At 74.4% G+C, this 16,063-nt stretch carries 11 protein-coding genes; 7 read left to right on the forward strand and 4 right to left on the reverse strand.

Annotated features, from left to right (window positions below; genetic code table 11):
- Both IF55_RS10035 and IF55_RS10040 read right to left on the reverse strand, forming a co-directional pair.
- Positions 1 to 208: hypothetical protein (locus IF55_RS10035; RefSeq protein ID WP_048831833.1), on the reverse strand; the 208-nt coding region annotated here is incomplete at its 3' end.
- Positions 209 to 1,314: 1,106 nt separating this feature from the next.
- Complete coding sequence (locus IF55_RS10040; protein WP_078644046.1) at positions 1,315 to 2,361, reverse strand: EamA family transporter; 1,047 nt, start codon at positions 2,359 to 2,361, stop codon at positions 1,315 to 1,317.
- A 69-nt stretch (positions 2,362 to 2,430) separates the two neighbouring features.
- Between IF55_RS10040 and IF55_RS10045 the strand changes: the two genes are divergently transcribed.
- From IF55_RS10045 to IF55_RS10060, 4 genes are all read left to right on the forward strand, one after another.
- Positions 2,431 to 3,291, forward strand: coding sequence for a LysR family transcriptional regulator (locus tag IF55_RS10045; RefSeq protein ID WP_030880954.1), 861 nt, complete (start codon positions 2,431 to 2,433; stop codon positions 3,289 to 3,291).
- Between the two features lie 1,099 nt (positions 3,292 to 4,390).
- The gene (locus IF55_RS10050) at positions 4,391 to 5,305 is read left to right on the forward strand and encodes an NADP-dependent oxidoreductase (protein WP_030880958.1); all 915 of its coding nucleotides are present in this window, start codon (positions 4,391 to 4,393) and stop codon (positions 5,303 to 5,305) included.
- Between the two features lie 732 nt (positions 5,306 to 6,037).
- The gene (locus IF55_RS10055; RefSeq protein WP_030880960.1) at positions 6,038 to 6,517 is read left to right on the forward strand and encodes a MarR family winged helix-turn-helix transcriptional regulator; all 480 of its coding nucleotides are present in this window, start codon (positions 6,038 to 6,040) and stop codon (positions 6,515 to 6,517) included.
- A gap of 467 nt (positions 6,518 to 6,984) precedes the next feature.
- The gene (locus tag IF55_RS10060; RefSeq protein WP_030880962.1) at positions 6,985 to 8,073 is read left to right on the forward strand and encodes an alkene reductase; all 1,089 of its coding nucleotides are present in this window, start codon (positions 6,985 to 6,987) and stop codon (positions 8,071 to 8,073) included.
- Between the two features lie 146 nt (positions 8,074 to 8,219).
- Here the strand turns inward: IF55_RS10060 and IF55_RS10065 are convergent, their stop codons facing one another.
- On the reverse strand, positions 8,220 to 9,119 hold the full coding sequence (locus IF55_RS10065; protein WP_030880965.1) for a LysR family transcriptional regulator: 900 nt from the start codon (positions 9,117 to 9,119) through the stop codon (positions 8,220 to 8,222).
- A gap of 263 nt (positions 9,120 to 9,382) precedes the next feature.
- Here IF55_RS10065 and IF55_RS10070 point away from each other — a divergent pair, with 263 nt between their 5' ends.
- From IF55_RS10070 to IF55_RS10080, 3 genes are all read left to right on the forward strand, one after another.
- Entirely contained in the window at positions 9,383 to 10,273 is an 891-nt protein-coding gene (locus tag IF55_RS10070; protein WP_030880968.1) for an NAD-dependent epimerase/dehydratase family protein, read from the forward strand.
- A 96-nt stretch (positions 10,274 to 10,369) separates the two neighbouring features.
- Entirely contained in the window at positions 10,370 to 11,578 is a 1,209-nt protein-coding gene (locus IF55_RS10075) for a DMT family transporter (protein WP_245661137.1), read from the forward strand.
- Between the two features lie 114 nt (positions 11,579 to 11,692).
- Positions 11,693 to 13,063, forward strand: a complete 1,371-nt coding sequence (locus IF55_RS10080; protein WP_030880973.1) for an amidohydrolase family protein — start codon at positions 11,693 to 11,695, stop codon at positions 13,061 to 13,063.
- Between the two features lie 98 nt (positions 13,064 to 13,161).
- Here the strand turns inward: IF55_RS10080 and IF55_RS10085 are convergent, their stop codons facing one another.
- Positions 13,162 to 16,056 carry an FAD-binding and (Fe-S)-binding domain-containing protein gene (locus IF55_RS10085; protein ID WP_078644050.1) on the reverse strand — a complete coding sequence of 965 codons (2,895 nt, stop codon included), beginning with the start codon at positions 16,054 to 16,056 and terminating at the stop codon, positions 13,162 to 13,164.
- Between the last annotated feature and the right edge of the window lie 7 nt (positions 16,057 to 16,063).

The following is a 16,063-nucleotide window of genomic DNA, read 5'->3' on the forward strand; positions in this document are numbered from 1 at the left end:
GCCGGGCCGCCGCCCCGGCCGGCGCGGCGCCGGCGTCGGCGGCCCGGGCCGTGGCCGGCAGACCCGCCGCGAGCACCCCCGCCGTGACCGCTCCGTACTGGAGCACGTTCCTGCGCCGTACGGTGGGTTCGGCCTCGGCCGCTTCCCCCGCGCCTTGCGCGTCCCCCGCGCCCGGGCCCCGTACGTCCAGTGGATCTGTCTTGCTCATGACATCTCCTCTTCCTTGAGGCGCCCCTGAGGCTTTCCTGAGGCTTTCCTGAGGCTTCCATGGGGCTTCCATGAGGTTCGTGACCGCCAGACCGTAGCCGCGCCCCCGCCACACCGGAACAGCGCCGCCCGTCAAAAACTGACGCCCCACCAGTTTCCGCGCCCGGCACACTGCCCGTACCAAACGCACCGCGCGTACCAAACGCACGGCGCCTACCGAACGCACCGCGCGTACCGCGACCGACGACGACAGGCCCGGGGCCGTCCCGCCCCGGGCGGTGCGGGGGCGGGTGCAGGCCGCACCACGCCCCGGGCGGTGCCGGGCGCAGGTCGCGCCCCTCCCCGGACGGCAACGGATCGGACACAGGCCCCCGTCACTCCCCGACGGCGCCGGGCAGAGGGGAGACCCGTCACATGCCCGACGGCACTGGTCCGGGCTCAGGCCGCATCGCACCCCCGACAGCACCAGGCCGGGGGCAGGCCCCCGTCACTCTGCGGACGGCGCCGGGGCAGGTGCAGGCCCCCTCACTCCCTCACTCTCCGGGCGGCATCGGGCCGGGCGCAGGCCGCGTCACATCCCGGACGACGCCGAGCCGGGCGTAGGCCGCATCACACCCCCGACGGTGCCGAGCCGCAGGCCACGTCACTCACCGGCCGACGCCGGGCCGGGCTAGGCCGCGTCACACCCCGGACGACGCCGGCCGGGTCGGGGGGCAAGCCCCGTCACATCGCGGACGGCACCGCATCGGCTGTATGTCGCGCGCCACCCCCGACGGCACCGGGCCGGGCACAGGCCCCCTCACACCCACGACGACGCCGGGCCGGGCGCAGGCCGCATCACACCCCCGACAGCAACGGGGGCAGGCCCCGTCACACCCCCGACGGCGCCGGGCAGGGGGGAGGCCCCGTCACACCGCGGACGGCACCGCATCGGCCGTATGCCGCGCGCCACCCCCGACGGCACCGGGCCGGGCACAGGCCCCCTCACACCCACGACGACGCCGGGCCGGGCGCAGGCCGCATCACACCCCCGACAGCAACGCGCCGGGCCGGGCACAGGCCCCGTCACTCCCCCGACAGCAACGGACCGGGCGCAAGCCCGCTCCGTCACTCCTCGGGCGGCACCGGATCGGGCGTGGGACGCGATGGTCCGCCCCGGCTCGAAGACGTGCGAACGGCGCCGACGCTCGCGACCACTACCAGGAGGATGGCGACGCCCTCGGCGGCGGACAGCGACTGGGAGAGGAGGAGGAAGCCGGCGGCGGCGCCCGCGGCGGGTTCGAGGCTCATCAGGACGGCGAAACCCGAGGCGGGCAGGCGGCGGAGGGCGAGGAGTTCCAGCGTGTAGGGGAGAACAGAGGACATCAGGGCGACGGCGGCGCCCAGCCCGATGGTCACCGGGTCGAGAAGTGCGGCACCCTTGCTCGCCACGCCGAGCGGGATGCTGAGCACCGCCGCGACGCTCATCGCCAGGGCCAGCCCGTCCGCCTTGGGGAAGCGCTGGCCGGTACGGGCGGACAGCAGGATGTACGAGGCCCACAGCGCCCCGGCCGCGAGGGCGAAGCCCGCGCCCGCCGGGTCCAGGGAGTCGAAGCCGCTGCGCCCCAGCAGGAACACCCCGCCCAGGGCCAGCGCCGCCCACACCAGGCTCACGAGCCGCCGCGAGGTGGCCACGGACAGCACCAGCGGGCCGAGGAACTCCAGCGTGACCGCCGCGCCCAGCGGAATCCGGTCGATGGCCTGGTAGAAGAGGGTGTTCATGCCCGCGAGGGCGGCCCCGAAGACGCACACCAGCAGCCAGTCGGCGCGCGCGTGGCCGCGCAGCCGCGGCCGGCAGGCCACCAGCAGCACCACGGCGGCCAGTACGAGCCGGAGCGTCACCACGCCGAGGGCGCCCGCGCGCGGGAAGAGCAGCACCGCGACGGCCGCGCCGAACTGGAGCGAGACGACCCCGCCGATCACCAGCGCCACCGACGTGAGCCGCCCGCCGCCACCGGTTGCGGCGGGGACGGCGGACGCGGACGCGGCGGAGGCGGCGGAGGCGGCCGACGAGGCGGTCGCGTCGGGAGCGGTGGACGCGGCACCCCCTGGCGGCTCGGGCAGGGGCGCCCCCGGGGCGTCAGCGGTACGGGCGTCGAGACGTGCACGATTCATGCACCCCACGCTAAGTACCGCCCGGCACCGCGTGAAATGCCTATTTCCCTGCCTTTATGCTCCATGGACATGACCATCGAGCTGCGCCACCTCCGGTGCTTCCTCGCCATCGCCGAGGCCGGCAGCGTCACCCGGGCCGCCGCCGGCCTGCACCTCACCCAGCCCGCCGTCTCGCGCACCCTGCGCCGCCTGGAGACGGAACTGGGCACCCGGCTCGTGGACCGTTCCACCCACCACCTCGAACTCACCGAGGCGGGCCGCGCCTTCCGCACCAAGGCCGCGGCGGCCGTCGCCGCCTTCGACGACGCGGTCGACGCCGGGCGGCTGCGGCCGTGGCCGCTACGGCTCGGCCACGCCTGGTCGGCGTTCGGCGCGTACACGACGCCGCTGCTCCTCGCGTGGGGCCGCGCCCACCCCGAGACGCCGCTCGAATTCCTGCGCATCGACGACCGTACGGCCGGCCTGGCGCGCGGTGCCGTGGACGTGGCCCTGCTGCGCGGCGAGGTACGGGCCCCCGGCCTGGTCACCGAGGTGATCCTCACCGAACCCCGGCTCGCGGCCGTACCCGCCGGCGACCCCCTGGCCGCCCGCGCCGAACTCACCCTCGCCGACCTCGCCGCCCGCCCCGTCGCCCTGAACACCGTCGCCGGCAGCACGACTCTCGACCTCTGGCCGCCGGACCGCCGCCCCACCGCCACGGTGACGGTCGCCAACAACGACGACTGGCTCGCCGCCATCTCCGCCCGCCGGGCGGTCGGCGTGACCACCTCCGCCACCGCCGTGATGCACCAGCACCCCGACGTCGTCTACGTCCCGCTCACCGACGCCCCGGAACTCCCCCTCTCCCTCGCCTGGCGCGACGGCCCGAGCCACCCCGCGATCCCAGAGCTAGTAGCCCTCGCCCACCAGGTCTCACTACGGGCCGACTGAGCGGCTGGCTGCCTGGCCGTCTGGTCGCCGGGCCTTCTGATCGCCTGGCCACCTGATCGCCTGGCCGTCTGGCCGTCTCGTCTCCGGATCGCCTGACCGCGTGGTCTCCTGACCGCCGGACCACCTGACCGTCAGGCCGCCCGGCCGCCGGGCCACCTGGCCGCCTAGCCGCCTGGCCGCCTGGTCGCCTGGTCGCCTGGTCGCCTGGTCGCCTGGCCACCGGACCACCTGACCGCCTGGTCGTCTTGTCGCCTGGCCGCCGGACCACCTGGCCTCCTGGCCCTCTGACCGCCTGGACACCTGACCGCCCGACCGTCCGACCGTCGGACCGCCTGGTCGTCTTGTCGCCTGGGCGCCTGACTGCCTGATCGTCCGACCGCCTGAGGGCCTGAGGGCCTGGCCCTCTGACCACCTGGCCGCTTGACCGCCTGGGCGCGCCGCCCGCAGCCGCACTCCACCCGCCGGCCGCACTCCCCACGGGCCGCCGGGCCCCGCCGTGCCGGCGCCCGACCCGTTGGCCTTGGCCGCCCATAGCGGCGCGTCCCTGACCTGCCGTGTCTCCGGCCCGGCTACCGCTCGTAGCCGCCCTGCGCTGCATGGCCGGACCGCCGGGCCCCGTCGCGTCGGCGCCTGAGCCCGACTGCCCCTGGCCACCACTCGTAGCCGCTTGCCGCTGCGCGGCCGGACGGTCCGGCCCTATCGAGGCGTCAGCCGCCGCACTCCACCCGTCGGCCGCGCTCCCCGCCCGCCGCCGCGCTCCCACCCGTCATCGCGCGCCGGCCCCGCCGCCGCGGGCTGCCTCCCGCTGCGTGCCGCCCGCGCCGCCGCACCCCCGCCTCCCCACCGCGCGCCGACACCGCCGTCGCGGGCTGCCCACGCCACACGCTGACCCGCCGCACTCCCCCGCCCCCCACCGCGCCCCGACCCGCCGCGGCACGCTGCCCCGCCGCCCCGCGGCGTACGGGACAGGGCCCCGCAATCACCGCCGCCGGGGGCATTACTTGGCTAGCCACACAACTGGTGTTAGCTTTTAAGTGGCTAGCCACTTAAAGCCATCCGGTACCGGCATTCCCTTGAGGAGACAGAGGAGAGAGCAGTCATGAAGGCCATCGTTTTCGACACGTTCGGCGGCACCGAGGTCCTGCACGAGGCGGAGATCGCGACGCCGGAGCCCGGCCCCGGACAGGTCCGCGTCCGCGTCAAGGCCGTCGGCGTCAACCCGGTGGACGGGAAGATCCGCTCCGGCGCCTTGGAGGCCGTCTTCCCGACGCCGCTGCCCGCCACCCCCGGCGGGGAGGTCGCCGGAGTGGTCGACGCCGTCGGTGAGGGCGTCGACCAGTTGAAGGAGGGCGACGAGGTGCTGGGCTGGCCCGACACCGGCGCGTACGCCGAGTACGCCCTGGCGTCGGCGGCCGTCCTCGCCCGCAAGCCGGCCGGCCTGGCCTGGGCGCACGCCGCCGCGCTGCCGGTGGCGGGCGACGCCGCCGACCGCGTACTTGACCTGCTCGGCGTCGCGTCGGGCGAGACGCTGCTGATCCACGGCGCGTCCGGCGGGGTCGGCACCATCGCCGTACAGCTCGCCGTCGCCCGCGGCGCCCGCGTCATCGGCACCGCCGGCCCGGCCAACCAGGAGTACGTCGCCTCGCTCGGCGCGACCCCGCTGGTCTACGGCGAGAACCTGGTCGAACGGGTCCGCGCACTCGCCCCCGAGGGGGTGGACGCCGTCTTCGACGCCGCGGGCAAGGGCGCGCTGGAGGACTCCATCACCCTGCGCGGTGGCACCGACCGGATCGTCACCACCGCCGACTTCCGCGCCGGCGAACTCGGTGTCGTCTTCGCCGAGGGCCCCCAGCGCCGCTCCGCCGCCCGGCTGGCCGAACTGGCCCAGCAGGCCGCCGACGGCACGCTGGTGACCGCGGTCGGCACCACCTACCCGCTGGCGGATGCCGCCAAGGCCCAGCAGGCCAGCGACGCCGGCCACAGCCGAGGCAAGATCGTTCTCACCGTCGGCTGACGGAACTGGCCCGGCTGAACCGGGCCGGACTGACCCGGCCGGACTGAACTGGCCGGAGTGGTCTGGCCGAACCGACCGGACTGAACTGACCGGGCCGGCCGGACTCAACTGGCCGAACCGGCCGGACTGAACCGGTCGGACCGAACCGGTCGAACCGGCCGGGGCGCACCGAACTGACCGGGCCGAACAGGCCGGACCGCCGAACACGCCGTACCGAACCAGCCGGACCACCGAACACACCGAACCCAACCAGCCGGACCACCGAACACACCGAACCCAACCAGCCGGACCACCGAACACACCGCACCGAACAGGCCGTACCGAACAGGCCGGACCCAATCGGCCGAACCACCGAACAGACCGAACCCCAACCGGCCGAACACACCGGAGCGACTGATGGGGGGCCGCCCCCGGGGCGGCTTGGCGGCGTGGCGCGAACCTTGCCTGGCACACGGCCCAGCCGCCTGCTCCCGCCGTCACACGCCCCCGACCTCCACGCCCCCTCACGCCCCCGGAGCCCTCACCCCCGGAGAGTCCTCGCCCCGGAGCCCTTACGCCCCGGACCCCTCACCCCCGGAACCCTCACCCCCAGAGCCCTTACGCCCCGGAGCCCCCGGCCCCGGTTCACACACGGCCCCCGCCCCCCGTGCCGTCGGCGCGCCGCACGACGATGGTCTGCGCCTGTCCCTCTCACTCAGATCTCACATTGGTCAAGGAGCAGCGATGTCCGCGATGCCCGACAGCACCTCGCCCGAACCGCCGGCCACGGCGCGCGACGCGCAAGTGAGCTACGCCATCTTCCAGCTCGCCCGCGCCCACCGCGGCCACGCCGCCGCCATGCTGCGCGCCATGAACCTGCACCCGGGGCAGGAACTGCTGCTGATGCAGCTCTTCGACCAGGACGGCCGGACGCAGGCCGAGCTGCTGGAACGGGTCGGCCTCGACCACTCCACCGTTTCCAAGTCGCTGCGGCGCATGCAGGAGTCCGGGCTGATCACACGGGAGCCCGCGCCACACGACAGACGGGCCATGGTGGTCAGCCTCACCGACGCCGGCCGCGCCCTCCGGCAGCCCATCACCGATATGTGGCGCGCCCTGGAGGACATCTCCGTCCGCGACCTGACGGCCGAACAGGCCGAGATGTTCACCACGGCCGCGTACACGATAGAGAAATCGCTCCGGGACCACGGCCGCCAAGCCCCGGCCGAATAGCCGGATACCCGCCCAAAGGCAAGTGTCCGCCGAGTAGTTGAGCGCCCATCGATAGTCAAGCACCCGCCAAATAGCCAGGCACCCGGCCGAATAGCCACGCACCCACCGAATAGCCACGCACCCGCCGAATACCCGGGCGCGGCCGACCCCCTCGCGCCCCGCCCCGCACCACCGATCCCGCGCCCGCCCCCGCACCACCGATCCCGCGCCCGCCCGGCGCCCGCCCCGCACCGGCCCCGCCCCCGGCGAGGGCGCCCCAAGGCTGCTCCCCGCCGTCCGCGGCGGCACGGCGGCATGCACTGCGCCCCGTAACGCGTTATGCGACGCACGGCCCTCGCTTCCCTGCCGGCCGCGGCTTCATCAGAACAGCCCGCCGAGCGGCCCGGGAACGCCGCAGCCACCTGCCCCCTTCCCTTCACTCCCCAACTCCCCAACTCCCCATCCATCGTGACCACACGGAGATTCCCATGACGAACCCTTTCGCCAAGATCGACGTGGCCGGACGGCCGCTGGCCAACCGCATAGTGATGGCTCCGATGACCCGTAGCCGCGCCTACGGTCCGGGGGCCACCCCGACCGACTTGATGGCGACTTACTACAGCCAGCGCACGAGCGCCGGCCTCATCGTCACCGAAGGCATCCAGCCCTCCGCGGTCGGCCAGGGGTACCCCGACACGCCGGGCCTGCACTCACCGGAGCAGGTGGCCGCCTGGCGGAAGGTCACCGACGCCGTCCACCGCGACGGCGGGGTGATCTTCGCGCAGTTGATGCATACGGGCCGTATCGGCCACCCCAGCCTGCTGCCGGACGGCCTGAGCCCCGTCGCGCCGTCGCCCGTCGCCGCGAAGGGGCAAGTGTTCACCCACCAGGGGCCGTTGGACTTCGTCACCCCGCGGGAGCTGGACGCCGCCGCCATCATCCGCACCATCGGCGACTTCGCCGACGCGGCGCGCAACGCGATCGCCGCCGGGTTCGACGGCGTGGAGGTCCATGGCGCCAACGGCTACCTGATCCACCAGTTCCTCGCGCCCAACTCCAACCGGCGCACCGACGGCTGGGGCGGCGACGCCGCCGGACGGGTCCGCTTCGGCGTGGAGGTGGCCGCCGCCGTCGCGGCGGCGATCGGCGCCCACCGCACCGGCTTCCGCATCTCGCCCGGCAACCCCTTCAACGACATCGCCGAGACGGACGCGGCAGACGTCGAGAACACATACACCACCCTGGTCACCCGGCTAGCTGAACTGAACCTCGGCTACCTGCACATGGTCGAGGGAGCCGACCGGACACTGACCACCCGTCTGCGCGCGGCCTGGCCCGGGCCCTTCATCCTCAATCCGTTCACCTACCCCGAGCCCACCGGCCCGGAGACGCTCGCCCTGATCGAGGACGGCACCACGGACATGGTCGCCTTCGGCGCGCTGTTCCTCGCCAACCCCGATCTGCCCGCCCGCCTGGCCGCCCAGGGCCCGTACAACACGCCGGACCGCGCCACGTTCTACGGCGGTGACCACCGCGGCTACACCGACTACCCGTACCTGTCCGACGCGCCGGCGTAACCGGCCGAGCCCGCCCCCGCCGGGCCACTCACCCGCCCCCGGCCACTCACCCGCCCCCGCCCGGCTGCCGGGCGGGGGCGGATCAGAACGCCCTGGGGGCGGATCAGAACGCCCCGGGGGGCGGAAAGGCACGCCCCGGGGGCCGATCAGAACGCCCGGTCCCGCCGGATGTGATGCGGGATGAGGTCGAGGAACGCGTGCAGCGCGCGCGTCGGGGGCCGGGTCGCCGACGCGACGACGCTGAGGGGCCAGGTGAGCCGGGCGTCGGCGAGCGGTACGGCGCGTACCGCGTCCCCGGCCCGTTCCGCGAGGTCGGGAGGGAGCAGCGCCACGCCGAGGCCGTGGGCGACGTAGTCCGCGATGGTGGTGATATCGGACACCTCGATGCCGACCCGGCGGGACAGGCCGGCCTTCGTGAAGGCGTCGTCCACGAGCTGCCGCTGCCCGAACCCTTCCGGCATGTCGACGAACGTCTCCGCGGCGATGTCCCTGAGCCGCGCCTTCTCCCGCTGGGCCAGCGGGTGCCCGGCCGGGACCAGCAACTGCACGTGGTACCGCTTGATGGGCCTGGCCCTCAGGTGCTCGTCCCGGATCTCGGCCCCGGCGAAGGCCACGTCCACGTGGCTCTCCTTGATCCGGTCGAGCAGCCCCGCGGTACCGCGCTGCGACGTCTCGGTGCGCAGCAGCACTTCGGGGTGGCGCCGGTGGAACTCCCCCGCGAGGGCGGGGACGTCGACGACGGTGAGCCCGCTGAGCACGCCCACGGTGAGGCTTCCGCGCAGCCCCGTGGCCAGTGGCTCGACCGCGGCCCGTGCCCGGTCGAGGGCTTCCAGCGCGGTACGCGCCTCGGGGAGGAAGGCCGAACCGGCCCCGGTGAGCCTGACCGAACGGGTCGAGCGGGCGAGCAGTTCGACCTTGAGGTCCGCCTCCAGCGTCTTGACGCCCGCCGAGAGCGTCGACTGCGTGATGTGCAGCCGCTGGGCCGCCCGCGTGAAGTTCAGCTCCTCGGCGACCGCGATGAAGTACTCCAGCCGCTTCTGATCCATCCGCCGCACCCGCCCTCATTCTCATCCATCGCGCATGCCACTTATCGCGAATGGCGATTACGTCTTCGAAAACATTCGTTGGACACGATAGCCCGCCGCTGTGACCTTTGACGTACGGGCCGCCACCGGCGCCCAGCCCGCCCCGGCCAGGACCGGCCCCACCCGGCCGAGACCGGCCCCACCCGGTCAGGACCGGCCCCACTCGGCCGACCCCCGCCGGGGCCGGCAAGGAATCCGTACGGAAGAGGAAGAGAAAAAAAACCATGCGCGTACTGCTCACCGGCGGCACCGGATACATCGGATCGTCGGTCCTCGACCGCCTCGTCGCGAAGGGCCACCAGGTGACCGCCGTGGTGCGCACCGCGGATAAGGCCGCGGCCGTCCAGGCCAAGGGGGCCGCACCGGCGGTCGCCGACCTGTCCGACGGCGCGACCCTGCACGGCCTGGCGGCCGCGAGCGACGGCGTCGTACACGTGGCCTCGCCCGGCGACGGGACGAGCGCGGCCGTGGACGAGACCGCGGTCACCGCGTTCCTCGACGCCCTGCGCGGCAGCGACCGGCCCTTCGTGCACACCACGGGCGTCTGGGTGCACGGCAGCGGTTCGGCGATCAACGAGTCGTCCGCCATGAACGCCCCGCGCCTCGCCGCCTGGCGGGTGCCGCTCGCCGAGCGGGTACGCGAGGCGGCGGGCGTCCGCACGTCGGTGATCGCGCCGGCGGTGGTGTACGGGCGCGGCGGCGGCCTGCTGAACCTCGTCGCCGCCGGCGCGCGGACCACGGGCGAAGCCCCCGCGCTCACCATGATCGGCCCCGGTGACCAGCACTGGAGCACGGTCCACGTGGACGACCTGGCCGAGCTGTACGCGCTCGCCCTGGAGCAGGCCCCGGCCGGCTCGTACTTCCTCGGGGCGAGCGGGCTCAACCCCACCGTGCGCGAGATATCGGAAGCGGTCAGCCGTGCCCTCGGCCTCTCCGGGCGGGTCGAGCCCGAGCCCGTCGTCCAGACGCTCGACCGCCTCGGGCTGCTCGGCGAGGCGCTGCTGCTCGACCAGCAGGCCACGGGCGACACCGCGCGCCAGGTGCTCGGCTGGGCCCCCGAACAGCCGTCGATCCTGGACGACATCGCGCGGACGCGCTTCACGACGGCCCTCTGACGCGGGCCGCCTTACAGGGCGGCCCCGGCCCTCTCCCCCTCAACAGCCCCCAGATGGCGGCCTCCTGAGAAGCCCCGCCCCTTCCAGAGGAAAGACATGAGTTCTCCCACCGCACCCACGGGGCCCGGCAGACGATCTGAGTCCGGCGCCCCAGGTGGCGCCCGCCCCCGTGGTACGGACTCCACGCCTCGTGCGGACTCCCCGCCTCGTACGGACCCCACGCCCCGTACGGACGACGCCACACCCCATACGGACGCCAATCCCCGTACGGACCCCACGCCCCGTACGGACGACGCCACGCCCCGGCCGGGGTCGGCCGCCGCCCGGCGCGGAACATGGCCCGTCGTCGCGGCCGTGGTGGCCGGCATGGTGATGCCGGTCCAGGCCCGGCTCAACGGCGAACTGAGCCATCGGCTCGACGACGGGATCGCCGCGGCGGCCATCAGTTTCTCGGGCGGCCTCGTCCTCATCACCCTGATCGCGGCCTTCTCGCCTCCGCTGCGCGCGGCGCTGCGCACGCTGGGCGGCGCCGCGCGGGACCGGCGGCTGCCCAGGCGTTATCTGCTGGCGGGTGTCCTGGGCGGTACGTTCTCGCTCGCGCAGTCCACCGCCGCGCTGGCCACCGGCATCGCCGTGTTCACCGTCTCCGTCATAGCGGGCCAGACGCTCGGCGGGCTCACCGTGGACGCGCGGGGCATCGGCGGCGGGCCGCGCCGGCGGCCGGGCGGGCGCCGGCTGCTGGGGGCCGCCGTCATCCTCGTGGCCGCCGTGGTCTCGGCGCTGCCCCGCCTGGCCGGCACCCCCGCGCCCGCCACCATCCTGCTGCCCGCGCTCGCCGCCGTCGCCGCCGGTTTCCTGCTCGGTCTCCAGCAGTCGCTGAACGGGGCTGCCACGGCCGCCTCGGGTTCACCGCTGGCCGCGACCTGGCTCAACTTCCTGGTCGGAGCCGTGTTCCTGGGCGCTGCCCTGGGCGTGAAGACCCTCTTCCAGGAGGGGCAGGGCGGGGCGGGCCTGTCGGGCCACGCGCTGCCGGCCGACTGGTGGGTCTACCTCGGCGGCGCGTGCGGCGTGCTGTTCATCGGCGCGTCGGCCTTCCTCGTACGGCGCATCGGGGTACTGCTGCTGAGCATGGCCTTGATCGCGGGGCAGTTGGCCTGCTCGATCACGCTGGACTTCGCCGTACCGGCCGGCAGCCGCTCGCCCTCCCTCCTCACCGTTCTCGGGGCGCTGCTCACCTTCCTCGCCGTCTGGATCGCTTCCCGGCGCCCAAGGGGAGCCACCGCGCGGAGCGAGGGGCGCCCCTGACCACCCGCCTCCCCCAACTCCCCCAGCTCCCCCAGCTCCCCGGCAAGCTCAACCCACAAGAAGAACAAGAACCCGAGCAAGACAGTGCCGCACCCGGCGCGAAAGGAACCTCCGTTGTCCCCCAACCAGCCGCAGCACAAGGACCGCATCCTGATCAAGGGCGCGTACGTGATGACGCAGGACGACCAACTCGGCAACCTCGTAGGCGACATCCTGATCGCCGACGGCAGGATTCTCCGGATCGGCCAGGACCTGACCGACGACCGGGCCCGCGTCGTCGACGGCGCGGGAAAGGCCGTACTCCCCGGCTTCATCGACACCCACCGCCACAACTGGCAAGGCGCGCTGCGCAACCTCGGCCCCGCCTGGACCTACCAGGAGTACCGCGACCAGGTGCAGATCGGCCTCGGCCAGCACTTCGAACCCCGGGACGTCCACATCGGGAACCTCGCGGCGGACCTGCTGTCCCTCGACTCCGGGGTGACGACCGTCCGGGACGAGTCGCACATCAGCAACAGCCCCGAGCACTCCGACGCGGCGATCGCGGCGCACTGGGAGTCCGGCATCCGGGCCGTCTTCGACCACGGCTGGCCGTCCACGGAAGCCGAGCAGTGGCAGTTCGGCAGCGACCGTACGCACCCCGAGGACATCCGGCGCATCCGCGAGGAGGTGCTGTCCGACGACTCGGCGCGGGTGACGCTGAACGCGATGCTGCGCGGCCCCGAGCTGTCGACCGCCGACGTCGCGGCGCGGGACATCCACCTCGCCCGCGAGCTCGGCCTGCGCATCAGCATGCATGTGGGGCTCGGCGAGTGGGGCGCGGAACAGCAGGCCGTACGGCAGCTAGCCGAGTCGAAGCTGCTGGACTCGGACATGACCTTCATCCACCTCTGCACGTCGACCGATGACGAACTGCGGATGCTCGCCGCGCACGGGGCGACCGCCTCCGTGGCCGGGGCGCTGGAGGTCTTCATGCCGGGGCTCGGCCAGCCGGCGACCAATCGGCTGCTCGCCGCCGGCGTGCGCCCGAGCCTGAGCGTCGACACCGAGACGATCGTGAGCGGCGACATGTTCGGCGTCATGCGGGCCACCCTCGCCTACCAGCAACTGGTCGTCGCCGGGGCCGCCGGGCCCATGGACCGTGCCCCCGGGCTGCCGACGTTCGACGCCGCCGACCTGCTGTCCTTCGCGACCATCGAAGGCGCGCGGGCCTGCGGGATCGACGACCGCACCGGCAGCCTGACCCCGGGCAAGGAGGCCGACCTGATCATGGTCCGCCTCGACCACCCCAACCTCCTCCCCGCGACGGACGTGGCGGCGTCCATCGTCGCGGGCGGGCACGCCGGCAACGTCGAACTGGTCGTCGTGGCCGGCGAGGTCCGGAAGGAGAACGGGGCGCTGAAGAGGGCCGCCTCCGTCTTCGCGGAGGCCGCGGCCTCCCGGGACCGCCTCTTCCACGCGGCCGGCCTCCCGCTCCCCTCCTGAGCCTCCCCTCCTGAGCCCTCCGGCTCCCCTCCTGAGCCTCCCGCTCCCTTCCTGGCCTTTTCCCTGCTTCCCTGCCCCCTCCCGAATCGCGACGGCGGCTACGCCCCGCGCGCCCCCGGTTCCAGCCCCTCCGCCAGTACCTCGGCCAGGTGGCGCCCCCGCACGTTCCCCAACTGGCCGAGCTGCGTGCGGCAGGAGAATCCGTCCGCCAGGACTTCGGTTCCGGGCGCCGCGCCCCGCACGGACGGCAGCAGTTGCTCTTCCGCGCAGGCGGCCGAGATGGCGTAGTGGCCGCGTTCGAAGCCGAAGTTGCCGGCGAGGCCGCAGCAGCCGCCGCTCAGTTGGCCTGTCAGGCCCGCTCGTTCGCGCAGCCGGCGGTCGGGGGCGTCGCCCAGTACGGCGTGCTGGTGGCAGTGGGTCTGGCCGGCGACGGGGCGATCGATGCGGGGCGGGGTCCAGTCGGGGGCGTACTCCTCCAGGGCCTCGGCGAAGGTTCGTACCGAGGAGGCCAGGCGGGCGGCGGCGCGGAGGTCTTCCGGGCCCAGGAGTTCGGGGAGGTCGGTGCGGAGGGAGGCCGTGCAGCTCGGTTCGAGGCCGACCACCGGGGCGCCCTCGGCCAGGGCGGGGGCCAGGGTGCGCAGGGTGCGGCGCATGACGCGGCGCGCGCCGTCGAGCTGGCCGGTCGACACCCACGTGAGGCCGCAGCAGACGGGGCGCTGCGGCACCACGACGCGCAGGCCCGCCGCCTCCAGGACCGCGACAGCCGACCGGCCCACCGACGGCGTCAGGTAGTTGGTGAACGTGTCCGGCCACAGGACCACCGTCCGGCCGTCGCCCGTCGCGGGGGATTCCCCGCGCCTGCGCCACCACCTCGTGAACGGCTCCCCCGCCAGCTTCGGGATCGTACGTTCCGCAGCGATGCCGCCCGCCCGCTTGGCCAAGGCCGCCAACGGCCCCACCCCCGCAGCCGCGTTGGCCGCCCCCGTCAGCCGCAGCGCCGCCGCCCCCCGCAGCCACAGCGGCAGCCGGCCCATGGCGTAGTGGGCGGCCGGGCGGGGGCGCCCCGCGTAGTGGTGGTGCAGGAACTCCGCCTTGTACGTGGCCATGTCGACGCCCACCGGGCAGTCGCTGCGGCAGCCCTTGCAGGACAGGCACAGGTCGAGGGCGTCCCGTACCTCCTCCGAGCGCCAGCCGTCCGTGACGACCTCACCGGCAAGCATCTCGTGCAGCAGCCTCGCCCGGCCCCGCGTCGAGTGCCGTTCCTCCCCCGTGGCGCGGAAGGACGGGCACATCACATCGGCGCCGGGCGACGGGGCGCGGCACTTGGCGACGCCCACGCACCTGCGCACCGCCGCCCCGAAGTCCCCGCCGTCCTGCGGGTAGCCGAACTCCACGTCCACCGGGCGGCTCGGCAGCACGTCGAAGCGCAGGTTCTCGTCCAGTCGCGCCGGGCGGGCCAGGACGCGGGGGTTCATGCCGCCGTCCGGGTCCCACAGGTCCTTGAAGCGTTCGAAGAGCCGGACCATCTCGGGCCCATACATCCTGGGCAGCAGTTCGGCACGCGCCATGCCGTCGCCGTGCTCGCCGGAGAGGGAGCCGCCGTGCGCTACGACGAGTTCGCCGAGCGCTTCGGAGAAGTCCCGGAACCGCCGTACGCCCTCCGCGCTCAGCAGGTCGAAGTCGATACGGACGTGGATGCAGCCGTCGCCGAAGTGCCCGTACGGCGTGCCGCGCAGCCGGTGGTCGACGAGCAGCGCGCGGAAGTCGCGGAGGTACGCGCCGAGCCGGGCTGGCGGCACCGCGCAGTCCTCCCAGCCGGGCCACGCCTCGCTCCCGTCCGGCATGCGGGTCGCCGTGCCGCTGGCGTCCTCGCGGATGCGCCACAGGGTGCGCTGCGCGGCGGGGTCGGTGACGACGAGGCGGTCGACGGTGCCGTCGGCGGCCCGTACGAGCGCGTCGGCGTGCGCCCGCGCCGCGTCCGGGGACTCGCCGCCGACCTCCACGAACAGCCACGCCCCGCCGCCCGGCAGCCCGGCCGCGTCCCGTACGAGGTCGGTGGCCATGCCCTCGACGGTCAGCGGCCCGTACGGCAGCAGCCCGGCCGCCGCCTCCGCCGCCGCGCTCTCGTCGGGGTAGCCGAGGACGGCGAGGGCCCGCGCGCGGGGCGCCTCGACCAGCCGGACGGTCGCCTCGGTCAGGACGCCGAGGGTGCCCTCGGAGCCCGTGAAGGCGCGCGCGACATCGGCGCGCTTCTCCGGGAGCAGTGCGTCGAGCGCGTAGCCGGAGATGCGGCGCGGCAGTTCGGGGAAGCCGGTACGGAGCCGGGCGAGGTCCCCGTCGACCAGGCCCCGCAGCCCGTCGCGGAGGCGTGGCGGGAGGCTGTCGAGGCCCTGACCGAGCCGCAGCCGCTCCCCGCCGTACGTGAGGACGTCCAGTTCATGGACGTTGTCGGCGGTGGTGCCCCAGGCCACCGAGTGGGAGCCGCAGGAGTTGTTGCCGATCATCCCGCCGAGGGTGCAGCGGCTGTGCGTGGAGGGGTCGGGGCCGAACGTCAGGCCGTGCGCGCCCGCCGCCGCCCGCAGGTCGTCCAGGACGACGCCGGGCTGGACGACTGCGGTACGGGCCTCAGGGTCCAGCGCGACGATCTCGCGCATGTGCCGGGTGAAGTCGAGAACGACGCCGACGCCGGTCGCCTGCCCGGCGATGGACGTGCCGCCGCCGCGCGGCACGACGGGCACGCTGCGGGCCCGGCAGACGGCCAGCGCGGCGGCCACGTCGTCGGCGTCGCGCGGGGCGACGACGCCGAGGGGCACCCGCCGGTAGTTCGAGGCGTCCATCGTCGCCAGGGCGCGGCTCGCGGCGTCGAAGGAGACCTCGCCGCGCACGGCGGCGCGCAGCTCCCCCTCAAGCTCCCGCTCCAGGGCCCCCTCCAGCGCCCCGGCAGCACCGGCGCCCGGCTCACGTCCCTCTCGTCGCACACCCATGCCAGTCATGGCACTG

The organism is Streptomyces varsoviensis, assembly GCF_000718635.1.
Taxonomy (GTDB): Bacteria; Actinomycetota; Actinomycetes; order Streptomycetales; family Streptomycetaceae; genus Streptomyces; species Streptomyces varsoviensis.